This window comes from Thalassotalea sp. Sam97 (genome assembly GCF_041379765.1).
In the GTDB taxonomy this organism is placed as follows: domain Bacteria; phylum Pseudomonadota; class Gammaproteobacteria; order Enterobacterales; family Alteromonadaceae; genus Thalassotalea_A; species Thalassotalea_A maritima.
Map to the genome: position 1 here is coordinate 1,649,829 of NZ_CP166919.1, position 12,895 is coordinate 1,662,723.

12 protein-coding genes are annotated in these 12,895 nt (G+C 41.4%); 9 read left to right on the forward strand and 3 right to left on the reverse strand.

Annotation, left to right across the window (positions count from 1 at the left end):
• Positions 1-57 precede the first annotated feature (57 nt).
• Positions 58-540 (forward strand): hypothetical protein, encoded by a 483-nt coding sequence (locus ACAX20_RS07370; protein ID WP_371189529.1) that lies wholly within the window; start codon positions 58-60, stop codon positions 538-540.
• Positions 541-692: 152 nt separating this feature from the next.
• Here ACAX20_RS07370 and asnS read toward each other — a convergent pair whose 3' ends face one another.
• Positions 693-2,093, reverse strand: coding sequence for an asparagine--tRNA ligase (gene asnS, locus ACAX20_RS07375; protein WP_371189530.1), 1,401 nt, complete (start codon positions 2,091-2,093; stop codon positions 693-695).
• Positions 2,094-2,304: 211 nt separating this feature from the next.
• A complete protein-coding gene (gene bioA, locus ACAX20_RS07380) occupies positions 2,305-3,603 on the reverse strand; it encodes an adenosylmethionine--8-amino-7-oxononanoate transaminase (protein WP_371189532.1) in 1,299 nt (432 codons plus the stop codon).
• Positions 3,604-3,741: 138 nt separating this feature from the next.
• Between bioA and bioB the strand changes: the two genes are divergently transcribed.
• The 4 genes from bioB to bioD are packed head-to-tail and all read left to right on the forward strand — an operon-like array spanning position 3,742 to position 7,510.
• A complete protein-coding gene (gene bioB / locus ACAX20_RS07385) occupies positions 3,742-4,809 on the forward strand; it encodes a biotin synthase BioB (RefSeq protein ID WP_371189533.1) in 1,068 nt (355 codons plus the stop codon).
• A gap of 8 nt (positions 4,810-4,817) precedes the next feature.
• Positions 4,818-6,017 carry an aminotransferase class I/II-fold pyridoxal phosphate-dependent enzyme gene (locus ACAX20_RS07390; RefSeq protein ID WP_371189535.1) on the forward strand — a complete coding sequence of 400 codons (1,200 nt, stop codon included), beginning with the start codon at positions 4,818-4,820 and terminating at the stop codon, positions 6,015-6,017.
• Complete coding sequence (bioC, locus tag ACAX20_RS07395) at positions 5,995-6,789, forward strand: malonyl-ACP O-methyltransferase BioC (RefSeq protein WP_371185046.1); 795 nt, start codon at positions 5,995-5,997, stop codon at positions 6,787-6,789. The genes ACAX20_RS07390 and bioC overlap by 23 nt, the downstream gene beginning before the upstream one ends.
• Before the next feature lie 40 nt (positions 6,790-6,829).
• The gene (gene bioD, locus ACAX20_RS07400) at positions 6,830-7,510 is read left to right on the forward strand and encodes a dethiobiotin synthase (RefSeq protein WP_371185048.1); all 681 of its coding nucleotides are present in this window, start codon (positions 6,830-6,832) and stop codon (positions 7,508-7,510) included.
• A 130-nt stretch (positions 7,511-7,640) separates the two neighbouring features.
• Here the strand turns inward: bioD and ACAX20_RS07405 are convergent, their stop codons facing one another.
• Positions 7,641-8,060, reverse strand: coding sequence for a type II toxin-antitoxin system HicB family antitoxin (locus tag ACAX20_RS07405; RefSeq protein ID WP_371185050.1), 420 nt, complete (start codon positions 8,058-8,060; stop codon positions 7,641-7,643).
• A gap of 545 nt (positions 8,061-8,605) precedes the next feature.
• Here ACAX20_RS07405 and ACAX20_RS07410 point away from each other — a divergent pair.
• The 4 genes from ACAX20_RS07410 (at position 8,606) to ACAX20_RS07425 (ending at position 12,606) form a co-directional block, all read left to right on the forward strand.
• Entirely contained in the window at positions 8,606-9,277 is a 672-nt protein-coding gene (locus ACAX20_RS07410) for an OmpA family protein (RefSeq protein WP_371185052.1), read from the forward strand.
• Positions 9,278-9,646: 369 nt separating this feature from the next.
• Positions 9,647-10,954: a conjugal transfer protein TraF gene (traF, locus tag ACAX20_RS07415; RefSeq protein ID WP_371185054.1), complete on the forward strand. Its 1,308-nt coding sequence runs from the start codon at positions 9,647-9,649 to the stop codon at positions 10,952-10,954.
• Between the two features lie 220 nt (positions 10,955-11,174).
• Entirely contained in the window at positions 11,175-11,480 is a 306-nt protein-coding gene (locus ACAX20_RS07420) for a hypothetical protein (protein ID WP_371185056.1), read from the forward strand.
• A gap of 145 nt (positions 11,481-11,625) precedes the next feature.
• The gene (locus ACAX20_RS07425; RefSeq protein WP_371185057.1) at positions 11,626-12,606 is read left to right on the forward strand and encodes a helix-turn-helix domain-containing protein; all 981 of its coding nucleotides are present in this window, start codon (positions 11,626-11,628) and stop codon (positions 12,604-12,606) included.
• Positions 12,607-12,895 lie beyond the last annotated feature (289 nt).

A 12,895-nucleotide genomic window follows, 5' to 3' on the forward strand; every position in this document is an offset into this window, starting at 1 on the left:
ACGCCGCAAAAATCGCAGCCCTGTTTAACTTAACCTTTAGACACTAAGGAGACAATATTGCCTTTATCAACAATGGGTATAGCACATCAAATAGTTTCTTCTCTTTACACTTACCGTGTCGATAATCTAGGAACTGTTAATGATTGCAAAGTTGTAGTTAATCATCTTATTAGAAAATTCAGCGAGCCATTAACAAAGGAGGGGTTGCAGAAACAATATAAATCAACGCTGCTCAAGGAAGGTGACAAAGTTATCAAAGAGCACTTAATACCAGTGAAAGAAATTATGGAAACCTTGCTGGAACTAAATTTAGATGAGCCTAAGTTTGAATTAGCCGAACAGATTCATCAATTTCTAACGGAAGCATTAGTGATTGTGCGCGTTTCGGAAGCAGAGGATGCAATCCTCAATAAACAGGGATTTCAGCAGAAAATGCCTGCAAGCTATCGTGATTCCAATAGTGTGTTGCACAATGATATCTGGGCTAGATATAAGTCAGCTGGAATATATGGAAATATCTGTCTCAGTGTAGGCGATTAATACCACAAAATTATCTTATATTAAAACTACTGACAGGCCGATTTTGGCACAACTCGGACGTACAGCGTTACTCCATATAGTTTGAGAAGAGCCCATCAAAAAGGCGCCGAATAGGGCGCCTTTATTATCTTTGAAAATCTAATAACTAGTTATTAGAAATCAGCTGTTTTTGGTGCGCGTGGGAACGGGATAGTGTCACGAATGTTGCTAACACCTGTTGCGTATGCCACTAAACGTTCAAAACCTAAACCAAAACCAGCGTGTGGTACGGTACCGTAACGACGTAAGTCGCGATACCAGCTGTAGTCTTCTTTGTCTAAGCCCATTTCTTCAAGGCGTTGATCAAGCACGCCTAAGCGTTCTTCACGTTGTGAACCACCAACAATTTCACCAATACCTGGTGCTAAAATGTCCATTGCCGCAACGGTTTTGCCGTCATCATTTAGGCGCATATAGAAAGCTTTGATGTCTTTCGGGTAGTTTTGTAATACAACTGGACCACCAACATATTCTTCTGCAAGGTAACGTTCGTGTTCAGAGTTTAAGTCAACACCCCATTCAACTATATTCTCAAACTTCTTGCCTGATTTAAGAAGGATGTCGATGGCATCGGTGTAGTCCATACGTACGAATTCTGAATTAGCCACAGACTGCAAACGATCAATAACGGTTTTATCAACACGTTGTTGGAAAAACGCTAAATCGTCCGCGCGCTCTTCAAGCACGGCTTTAAATACGTAACGAAGCATTTCTTCCGCTAGGGTTGCCGCATCTGATAAATCAGCAAAGGCGATTTCTGGCTCAACCATCCAGAACTCAGCCAAGTGACGAGAGGTGTTTGAGTTCTCAGCACGGAACGTAGGACCAAACGTGTATACTTTTGATAATGCACATGCGTAGGTTTCAACGTTTAACTGACCTGATACCGTAAGGAACGTCTCTTTACCAAAGAAGTCTTCTTTGTAATCTACAGTGCCTTGCTCTGTACGAGGCAGGTTTTCAAGATCAAGGGTACTTACTCGGAACATCTCACCTGCACCTTCGGTATCTGAACCGGTGATAAGTGGTGTCGCGATCCAGTAGTAACCTTTTTCGTGCATGAAACGATGAATTGCTTGTGCTAAACAGTTACGTACACGTGTTACTGCTCCACCTAAATTAGTACGGGCGCGCAAGTGTGCTTGTTCACGCAAGAACTCAACCGAGTGACGTTTGGCCGCCATAGGGTAAGTGTCTGGGTCTTCAACAAAACCTAATACAACCACTTCAGTTGCTTGGATTTCAAAAGACTGACCTTGACCTTGTGACTCAACCAATGTACCAGTTACTTTTACTGATGAGCCTGTGGTTAGTTTTAATACTTCATTCTCATAATTATTGAGGTCATTCGGCACCACGGCCTGAATAGGATCAAAACAAGAGCCATCGTGAATGGCTAAGAAAGATATACCGGCCTTGGAATCACGACGCGTGCGAATCCAGCCTTGGACTGTTACCGTTTCACCTACTGGTGTTTTACCGGCTAATACATCAGTAATTGCAGGAACTGACATTATTGACCTCATTATTGATATTCGAATGAAAATTAAATTTTAAGACACCGTAGTTTACCTGTGCCTGTCGCTAACTCAAGCAATAGTTAACAAGTTTTGTCGATTTTAAGCAATTTTTTTGTAGCCAAGTGGCTAAAATTGCATACTTGCTTATTTAATCATCATTATCGTGGCTTGTTTGTCATAAAAGCATAAACACAACAAAGCGTTATTACTGCCAAACATCGTCCATATTAACCACGTCATTGATTGCTTTTGTCACACAGCTTAGTTCAGATTCACTGATAATAAAGGGAGGCATAATATAGATAAGCTTACCAAACGGGCGGATCCACACGCCACGTTCAATAAATCGGCGTTGGATCAATGCCATATTGACAGGTCTTTTTGCTTCAACCACACCGATAGCACCCAATACACGAACATCTTCTACATGACGGTGGTTAGCAAGCGGCGTTAATTGCAGCTTTAGTTGCGCTTCTATTTGCTGAACTTTTTGCTGCCAATTATTTTGCATAAGTAGATCTAAGCTCGCGTTTGCAGCCGCGCAGGCGAGCGGGTTGCCCATAAAGGTAGGGCCATGCATAAATACACCGGCTTCACCGTTACTAATAACTGTTGCTACATCGCTGGTACACAAGGTCGCTGCCAATGTCATGTACCCACCCGTTAATGCTTTACCAACGCATAAAATATCGGGGGTCACTTGTGCATGTTCACACGCAAACATTTTACCCGTACGTCCAAAGCCAGTAGCGATTTCATCGGCGATTAACAATACATCGTATTGCTCACAAAGATCACGGCACGCTGTTAGGTATTGCGGGTGATAGATACGCATACCACCGGCACCTTGTACGATGGGTTCAATAATTAGCGCCGCTATATCTTGATGATTATCCTTTAATATTGTGGCTAAAGAATCGATATCGCCCTCATCCCACGCTTGGTCAAAACGGATTTCCGGCGCATCAGCGAAGAAGTTTTCAGCGATAAAACCATTGAATAATTGATGCATCCCATTAACCGGATCGCAAACGGACATCGCAGCAAAGGTATCGCCATGATAGCCGTTTTTAACGGTAATGAAGCGATTTTTGCCACGCTTACCGCAGCTGTGTTGATATTGAATGGCCATTTTCATCGCAACTTCGACGGCAACGGAACCACTGTCGGCTAAAAACACCTTATCCAACCCCTGAGGAGCCAAGGCTATTAACTTTTTTCCCAATTCAATGGCTGGTTCGTGGGTTAAACCACCAAACATGACATGTGAAAACGAATCAACCTGTTGCTTAATTGCCTTATTGATGTCCGGGTGGTTATATCCATGTACTACTGACCACCACGATGACATGGCATCGATAACTCTATCTCCCGTATGCAATTGCAGACAGACACCTTCTGCATGTTCAACTAAATATGAAGGCAAGGGATGAGTCATTGACGTGTAAGGGTGCCATAAGTGGTTGGCGTCAAATAGCAATAGATCTGTATGTTTTTCACTCATTAGTTAACCAATGTGTTTTCGGTAGGTTGACAGGGTAACGATGGTGGCTAGACTAGCGACTTATAATGATAAAAGCAACATGGCGTACAGGAACATTTTTAGCTGGCGCATATTGCAAATAACGTCTTAAGGATATCCATGTCGATTCAAACCAACTCCCAAGCCATTATTCGTCATAACTGGACATTAGATGAAGTTAACCGCTTATTTACCATGCCGTTTAATGATTTAATGTTTGAAGCACAAATGGTACATCGTCAACATTTTAACCCCAATGAAGTACAAGTATCGACTTTATTATCAATAAAGACCGGCGCTTGTCCTGAGGATTGTAAGTATTGCTCACAAAGCGCACGTTATAGTACTGACGTTGAAAAAGAGCGATTAATGGAAGTTGAAAAAGTGCTCGAAGCGGCAAAACGAGCTAAAGCCCAAGGTTCAACCCGCTTTTGTATGGGTGCCGGCTGGCGTAATCCAAAAGATCGCGATATGCCACATATTGTAAAAATGGTAAAAGGCGTGCGTGAGCTTGGCATGGAAACGTGTATGACACTCGGCATGTTGTCCAAAGAGCAAGCCGATACATTAAAACACGCAGGGCTTGATTATTACAATCACAACTTAGACACCTCGCCAGAGCATTACAATCAAATTATTACCACACGTACCTATCAAGACAGATTAGATACCTTAACTAATGTGCGAGAAAGCGGCATGAAAGTGTGTAGCGGTGGCATCGTCGGTTTAGGCGAGAAAGCGGTCGATCGTGCGTCTTTATTAATGCAATTAGCGAACCTTGAGAAACACCCAGACAGCGTACCAATTAATATGTTGGTAAAAATTGAAGGAACGCCACTTGCCAATGTTGATGATTTGGATCACTTTGATTTTATTCGCTGTATAGCCGTGGCGCGTATTATGATGCCAAAATCACACGTGCGCTTATCTGCTGGGCGCGAAGCCATGAATGAGCAAATGCAAGCCATGTGCTTTATGGCGGGAGCCAATTCAATTTTCTATGGTTGTAAACTATTAACTACCGGTAACCCAGAAGCAGATAGTGATATGGCGTTGTTTAAAAAGCTAGGGATCAATACGGAACGCATTCATGCAACAACCGAAGCTGAGCAAGCCTTACAAGAACGCGCGCTTAAAACCGCTATTGTTGATGAGCAAAATAAAGACTTATTTTATAACGCGGGTTAAATGGTTAGATGAGCTACAGTTTTTTCAACGAGCGGCTAGCGGCCACAAAGCAAGCTAACCGGTTTCGTCGCCCCCTGCAAACCGACAATAATGTTGGCCGTGAAATTATTATCAATGGTCAACGTTATCTTAATTTCTCGAGTAACGACTACTTAGGGCTAGCCAGTCATCCCGATATAAAAAATGCGTTTAAGCAAGGTATTGATGAATACGGCACGGGCTCTGGCTCTGCCAGTTTAATAAGTGGTTATTCTAAAGCCCACGCCTATTTGCAGTCACAATTGAGCGATTGGCTGGGTTTTGGTGATACCTTGTTATTTAGTAGCGGCTTTGCGGCGAACACAGGTACACTGCAAGCGCTTGGCCACAAAGACAGCTTGTATTTATTGGACAAACTTAGTCATGCATCATTAATCGATGGTGCATTCCTTTCCAACGCAAAGAGCCGCCGGTTTTTACACAATGACCCTCAAAGCCTCGATAAATATTTGCAGGCAAGTTCATCCATCGATAACACCATTATTGTTGAAGGTGTGTATAGCATGGACGGCGACAAAGCGAATATATCGGAAACGTATCAGTTAAGTCGAAAACATAATGCCCACTTATATATTGATGATGCACACGGTATCGGTGTATTGGCCAACGATGGTTCGGGATCATTACATGCTGCGAGCATAGTAAACAAACGTAACGTTGTACAGATGGTCACCTTTGGTAAGGCGATAGGCACTCAAGGCGCCGCGATTTGTGCTGGTGATGATGTGATCGAATATTTGCGTAACTATTGCCGAGAATATATCTATTCAACCGCAATACCGGCTGCGTTAGCTAGGGCTACCAGTAAGAGTATTGAGATTTGCCAAAGTGAAGCATGGCGTCGTGAAAAATTAATCATTCTTACCACACTGTTTAAACTCAAACTCGATACCAGTATTGAAGTCACCCAAAGCGATAGTGCTATTATCGGAGTGTTGTGCGGCAGTGAAGCTGATGCATTGGCTTGCCAACAAGCACTGTTTGCAAAAGGCATTTTTGTTAAAGCAATTCGCCCACCAACGGTTGAGCCTGGCAAATGCAGGTTACGCGTTACGTTGACAGCAAATCATACAGAAGCTGACGTGTGTACGCTAGCCCTTAATATTAATGAGGTTTTTGGTGAAATCCAAAACCGAGCAACCATAAATGGCAACGACAATGGTCAATGAAATGTTAGAACAAAAAATTGCCAATACGTTTGGTAAATCATGTCAATCGTATGACGGCTCGGCGCGATTGCAGCGTTTAAGTGGTCAAAAAATATTGCCAATGCTAACAAAGCAACACTCATTCAATGTTTTAGATTTAGGTTGTGGGACAGGGTATTTTACCGAGATCATGGCAAGGCAATTTGATCGCGTCAGTGGTGTTGATTTATCGCGACAGATGCTTGAGTTCGCCAAAATCCATAGACAGCCCGACATTGATTTTTATCAAGCCGATATGCATCACTTACCGGTTTATAACGAGACCTATGATTCGGTATTTTCAAACCTTGCTGTGCAGTGGAGTTATGATTTAACTGCTCTGTTCACTGAGGTTCATCGTGTACTTAAACCGGGGGGCACGTTCGTGTTCACCACGTTGCTCGACGGTACCTTATGTGAACTAGAACGAGCGTGGCAACACGTGGACAATGATAAACACGTGTTGGATTTTCTCCAATTTGATGATCTCAACCAATGTGTGCTGCAAAGTGCATTTGATGTAAAACACCTAGAGAAACAAGCTATCGTTTTACCTTATAACAGCGTTAAACACCTTGCCCAAGAGTTAAAAGCGCTTGGCGCAAGCCACGTGCCAGGTAAACAAAACAAAGGGCTAGCTAGCCGGCGTCGTTGGCAGGCGATGAGTACGGTGTATGAGCAGCTATGCCAAGACAACATTGTCGCAACATACCAATTATGCTGCGTGAAATTAATCAAGCCTTTGACTTGTTAAGCTGTGTTTATGGGCTTGTTATACGACAAGGAATAGGTTTATGAAACAATTATTTATTACGGCAACCGATACTGATGCAGGTAAAACAGTATTTGCGAGCGCGTTAATTCGAGAACTAACGAAACAGTATCGTGTCGGCGCGTACAAACCTTTATCAGCCGGTTGTGAAGACATTGATGGCAATTTGATTAATGATGATGCGTATCAATTACAACAGGCAGCCAATATTGGCCAAAGTGTACAAAGCGTCAACCCCATCGCTTATCAAGAGGCGATAGCACCGCATATTGCCGCGGCGAAGTACGGTGATACCCTTGATATCGAATGCATAAATCAAGGTTTATCCGCTATCAAATATCTAAAACCCGAGATCATTATTACCGAAGGCGCTGGCGGGTGGCGTTTACCACTGGGCGATGATCGCTACTTGTCTGATTTTGTGCGCCAGCAGTCGATGGATGTTATTCTTGTTGTCGGCATGAAATTGGGCTGTTTGAATCATGCTTTGTTAACATACCAAGCGATAAAAGCTGATGGCTTAAATGTTATCGGTTGGGTGGCGAATCAAATAAGTGAACATCCAATGGCATACCACCAAGAAAATATAGCGCATTTAAGCCTTTCGATAAACGCACCGTTATTGGCAACAATCCCATATCTTAATGAGCCAAACCAAGCAGGGCAGTTTATCGAACTCTCAAAGCTTAACTGTACTCATTAGCCTAAACCTAGATTTACCTACTTTAATCTAGGTTGATTCGTCATCAGCAAACCTTGCGCATTTATGAACCTCAATCATGTGACTAAATGCGCACAAATTACTTTTTAAATACAATACCAGCTTTTGCTCGTTACGAGCGCTGACTCCCCTTATTTAACTCATGCATCGCTGCTGTTGCTAAAAAACCCGATCGGGTTTGATAGTTTCCATCTGTAGCGACGCGTTCGTCTATTTTCTTTATTAATAGCTCGGGTAGCGTGACATTAATTTTGTGACTTTTACCAAGGAATGGGGTGATATCGATATCAACCACGGCCCATACGCCCCCCCTAAATTCCATCTTACTCACGTGTTGCTCAAAACTTGAGGCAACAGGTATGTCTTCCGCGTATTCAGCCAACAACGATAAGTGTGACTCAATGACACTTATCACCTGATCGAGCGCATTATCCATTGTCGTTGCGCGACACTCACACCCTGGCAGATCTGGCACCACAACTTTATAGTCATTCTTTTCAGGGTTAAACAGTAAAACGATAGGGAATCTCATGCTGTGTTCCAGTAAAAATAGCAAACAATTCGATAACTCTAACAACTCCGTATCAGGATTTCAATATAACCCTGATAACCCTATAGGTTCAATTCACAATAACTCCGATAACCCCATCCAGGCATCTGCTGACAACTCCGATAACTCTGCTGACCGATGTGTGTAACTACTCACGTAACCCTTAGGTTCTAATAATATTGGCTATGAGTTTTAGCGTGCTTATATATTGATGTTTGTAGAGCTCAAATAGGAATCGATTTAAGCGACGATAATGAAACGAAATCTGAGAGTTATTAGAGCTTATTTATGAAGTAGATATTTGGATTGCTATGTAGTGATATTTATCGTTTTTCGCTGAACATTGTCGCTCTTCGTTGGAGAGATAACGTTAAGTGTTGTGAGTTTTCAAAACAGTTCAGCACCAAGTTTTATGATCAAGAATCATGTTGCGTTAAACCGATTCAAAGGTATTATGCGCTCTATTAAAATTACGTAAGTCGTAACGAATGACGTAGACATTTAACAACAATAACGAGGTAATGCGAATGAAAAAGTCAGTAGTAACATTAGTGATCAGCAGTCTATTGTTAACGGGCTGTCAAACGACTCGAGAAAATGCCCATACAGGTGAGTCAGAAACGAACGCAACAACCATCGGTGTGATTGGCGGAGCGATCACCGGCGCAATTATTGGTGCTGCAGTATCAAGTAAAAGTGATAGAAAGAAAGGTCTTGTACAAGGCATGCTAGGCGGTGCGGCGGTAGGTGCTGGTATAGGTCATAATCTTGATAAACAAGAACGGCTATTGCGTGACAAAATGCGCAATTCAGGTGTTCAAGTGAAACGTCTTAACGATAATCAACTGCAATTGGTTATGAGTAATGGCATTGGTTTTGATACCGGATCATACTACTTACAAACAAAGATAATGAATACGCTAGAGGGTGTGATTGAAGTGCTTAGAGAGTTTCCGGCAACTCGTATTCATATTGGTGGCCATACCGATAGCGTCGGTAGTTTAAAGTCAAACCAACTATTATCTGAACAACGCGCTATGGCGGTAATGAGCTATTTTACTCAGGAAGGGGTTGCCCGTAATCGCTTAATCGCTGAAGGCTTTGGTGAGACCCAGCCGATTTGTAGTAACAATACAGCACACCAACGCCAGTGCAATCGTCGCGTTGAGATCAATATTATCTCGTCTGATAATAGTTAGTTGATAAAAAATCCAACATATCCTCCCTTCACAAGACAATCGTTCTAAATATTTCCCATTTAATAACGTACGATTGTCTTTGTATGTTGAGTTTGAAACGTTGCCACCATTTGTATTGGCTTGAACATTTTGCATACAACTGTACGTAAATTGTAACTTTTAGTACTAAATCGAACCATTTATTACAAAAAGGCATAAGTTAAGTAACCATTTCATGTAAATTCGCCCTCCAATTTATTTCTCATAACTTAACGATGTAAAAAGTAACTTTGGGAAGAGAAAATAAGCAACGTACTGTACGCCTTAGTTATTCAAAACTCTCGTTACTCTTATCGTTAAGTAATTCATTAATTGTGTAGTAAGGTACATATGAAAACAAAAATAGCGATGAGCGTTGGCTTAGGCTTGTTAACTTTTAATGCAACTGCGTCGAACCTTGTTAAAGCGGGTCAAGCAAAGTCTTTAGCAATGGGTGGCGTCGGTATAGCGGTTACTGATATTACCAGTGCGGTAACGCATAATCCTGCAGTGCTTTCTTCTGGGAAAATCAAAGATGGTTGGTTCTTATCATTGCCAACGATTACCGTTGGTGCGAGTGATGAAGACGACTTTATCGATGCCTTAGACGAGTTTCAAGATACCAACAGTATTGATGAATTGGAACTTGCTATTGATTCAGCCGGTTTACCTGGTAGCTACAGTTATGCTGCTGATGTCGCACAGCGTTTGTCGGGTGAGTTAGCGCAACTTTCTGATCGACGTATTGAAGCCGATCTAGGGGCATTGTTATCACTTGCAGTTCCGGGTCAAACATTAGGTTTTGCGTTAAAAGCAACTGTTGGCGCAAGCTTAGGTGGTGAGATCCAATATCGTGATGCTGATACAATTAATGATTTAACGAGTGAGCTAAATGCTTATGAAGAATGTTATGCGGCCAATGCCCTAGTTCCTGGCAGTTGTATTCCTGACAGCTTAACTATGAATTATGTTGACCTGGAGACTGGTGTCGTAAACTTTGATGTAGATGAAGATCTAAAGTCACAAGTTCTCGCACAGGGTGTCGTTGTAGGAGAGGTTGGTTTAGCATTCACTCACATGCATAAATTTGGCGAAACGCCTGTTTCTTTCAGTGTGATGCCGAAGATGCAACATATTAGTGTTTTTCACTATAATGATACCGTAGAAAATGCTGATCTTGATGATGCATCAGAAGATGAATACATAAGCGATGACACTTTTTTCAATGCTGACTTAGGTCTGTTGGTAGAGGTCAACGAGTACGTAAATTTTGGTGTTACGCTAACAAATATATTGTCACAAGAAATTGAAACGGTCACTCCGATCACCGAGGGTGGTGAAGTAGTGGAACTTTCACCTCAGTTAAGGGCTGGTGTTGCTTTTGAGTATGGCTGGTTAACTTTTGCGATCGATGCAGACCTAACGAAAAATAAAGTACCGTTTTCTGCTGATGAACAGATTATTGCAATGGGAGCTGAATTAGATGCTTGGGATGTTGCAAAGCTTCGTGTAGGTTACCAACAAGACTTAGAAAGTTCAGATAGCGATTTAGTTAGTGCTGGTCTTGGCTTAAATCTACTTGGTTTAACACTAGATGTTGGTGCAGCGGCTAATGATCATAAAGCAATTGCTAGCATGCAATTAGGCTTTAAATGGTAATAATGCCATTGAGCGCTAAAGTATTTATACTTTAGTTGGTTATGTGTTTAAAAAGAGGCCTAAATTTGGCCTCTTTTTATTTGTCAAAATCTAGCAACAGCTAAAATATCGATAATCAACGTAGAGTAGAGCAATGTCCCAACGCGGTATATTGTTCTCTTGCCAAACTCTTTCTACACATACCTGTTTAGCACATGGTTTAGTACTAACAATCCTACATATGGATAAATCGTTGTTATACCGTTTCAAGTGCCATCCTTATATCGCTTATATGAAAGATAATCTCAACCGGCTCGATGGAAATCGAATATATTTTGATTATGGCGATAAAACTCTTGATGTCTTGTGTCCATCATTGCAAGCTAAGGTGGATACAATGTTACCGCAAAACTTATCAAGTGATTCATGGCATAGTAAATTCTTTCCCGGAGATGATCATAGTGAGTTGTCTTGGGCTAAAAGATTGCGCTATCCACTGCTGTTCTTATTTGCTAACAAAGATAAAGATATTAAAGAACTAAACTAGCATTTAAATTTCGCTTATGTACCGAACAGTTGCAGCATTTAGCGAGTTGCAACCGGTGGTTGACAACTTATTTAGCCTGGTTGCTAGCATGCAATTTACTGATTCTATAGGATGAAGTAACAATTTTACGAAAACGGATGGATTTATGATATTGGCTGAAAAAATCAGTAAATTACGGAAACAATTAGGCTGGTCGCAAGAAGAACTCGCAGAAAAGCTGGATGTCTCTAGACAGTCCATTTCAAAGTGGGAAAGTAATATAAGCATCCCCGAGCTCAATAAAATTATTAAACTTGCGGAAGTATTTGAGGTGTCAACTGACTTTTTACTTAAAGATGAGCATGACATGGTTCAGATAGAACACGTTCCATCACGTGTAAAGGATCACCAGGTGTCTCTCGACCAAGCAGAGCACTATATTCAGACCAAAATCAATGTAGCAGACTTCACAAGTAAAGGTGTTATTTTATGTATCTGCTCACCAGCCCCCTTGCTGTTCTTTTTAGCGATGGCACAAACGGATCGTTTAGGACTGTCGTTCGATAGTGCAAACCTGCTTGGCGTTATCGGTGTCGTGGTTATGGTGGCTTTGGGGATAAATAACTTTTTAAAAACAAATCAATTTAAAAAAACTGTAGATGCCATTGAGCAAAATAGCTTTGAACTGGCTTATGGGGTACACAGTATAATTCAAGATAAAATGGAAAAGTTTCAAGCGCGCTACAGCACACAACTATCGCTTGGAATATTTCTTTTTATCGCAAGCTTTATCCCTTCTATGGTAGCCATTATATTTTTTAATGGCGTAGACATTTTACTATTAACAATCATTGCACTGCTGTTCATAGTTGCCTTGGGAATATTTGTAATATCGCCGGTGGCGGCAAAACAACAAGCGTTCGACAAACTTGTTGAAGAAAATAAGGCTAATAGCAAAGAATATCTTCGCAACCAACGGTTCACAAAACTTGCAGCTTTCTATTGGCCTTTACTCATTGCCATTTTTCTAGGTTGGAGCTTGTGGACTATGAATTGGGGTGTTACGTGGATAATTTGGCCAGTCGGTGCACTGTTATTTGCCACTTTGATTGGCTTAATGGAGTTACTTCACAAAGAACCCGCTTGATACAAGCGAATCATAATTAAGAATACGTGAAACTTATATCTGAGGCGTCTGAAATTGAGTTCTATTTGAATACCCCAAAGTGTTGCTCGATCAAAAAAGCCCTGACATAGTCAGGGCTCTTAAATATGGTCGGGATAGCAGGACTTGAACCTCGTTTGTAACTATCTAATTAAAAAGCTTTTTTATGAATACTTAGGTTGAGTTTACTGCTATAAATACTGTTTAAATGTACTGATCAAACTCATATTAAGCCAGCGAAAATAGCTTGTTTTTCCCAAAATACAATAAA

Coding starts and splice junctions, on each gene's coding strand:
- asnS (WP_371189530.1), bottom strand. CDS start 2,093: ATGTCAGTTCCTGCAATTACTGATGTATTAGCCGGTAAAACACCAGTA.
- bioA (WP_371189532.1), bottom strand. CDS start 3,603: ATGAGTGAAAAACATACAGATCTATTGCTATTTGACGCCAACCACTTA.
- bioB (WP_371189533.1), top strand. CDS start 3,742: ATGTCGATTCAAACCAACTCCCAAGCCATTATTCGTCATAACTGGACA.
- ACAX20_RS07390 (WP_371189535.1), top strand. CDS start 4,818: ATGAGCTACAGTTTTTTCAACGAGCGGCTAGCGGCCACAAAGCAAGCT.
- bioC (WP_371185046.1), top strand. CDS start 5,995: ATGGCAACGACAATGGTCAATGAAATGTTAGAACAAAAAATTGCCAAT.
- bioD (WP_371185048.1), top strand. CDS start 6,830: ATGAAACAATTATTTATTACGGCAACCGATACTGATGCAGGTAAAACA.
- ACAX20_RS07405 (WP_371185050.1), bottom strand. CDS start 8,060: ATGAGATTCCCTATCGTTTTACTGTTTAACCCTGAAAAGAATGACTAT.
- ACAX20_RS07410 (WP_371185052.1), top strand. CDS start 8,606: ATGAAAAAGTCAGTAGTAACATTAGTGATCAGCAGTCTATTGTTAACG.
- traF (WP_371185054.1), top strand. CDS start 9,647: ATGAAAACAAAAATAGCGATGAGCGTTGGCTTAGGCTTGTTAACTTTT.
- ACAX20_RS07420 (WP_371185056.1), top strand. CDS start 11,175: ATGGATAAATCGTTGTTATACCGTTTCAAGTGCCATCCTTATATCGCT.
- ACAX20_RS07425 (WP_371185057.1), top strand. CDS start 11,626: ATGATATTGGCTGAAAAAATCAGTAAATTACGGAAACAATTAGGCTGG.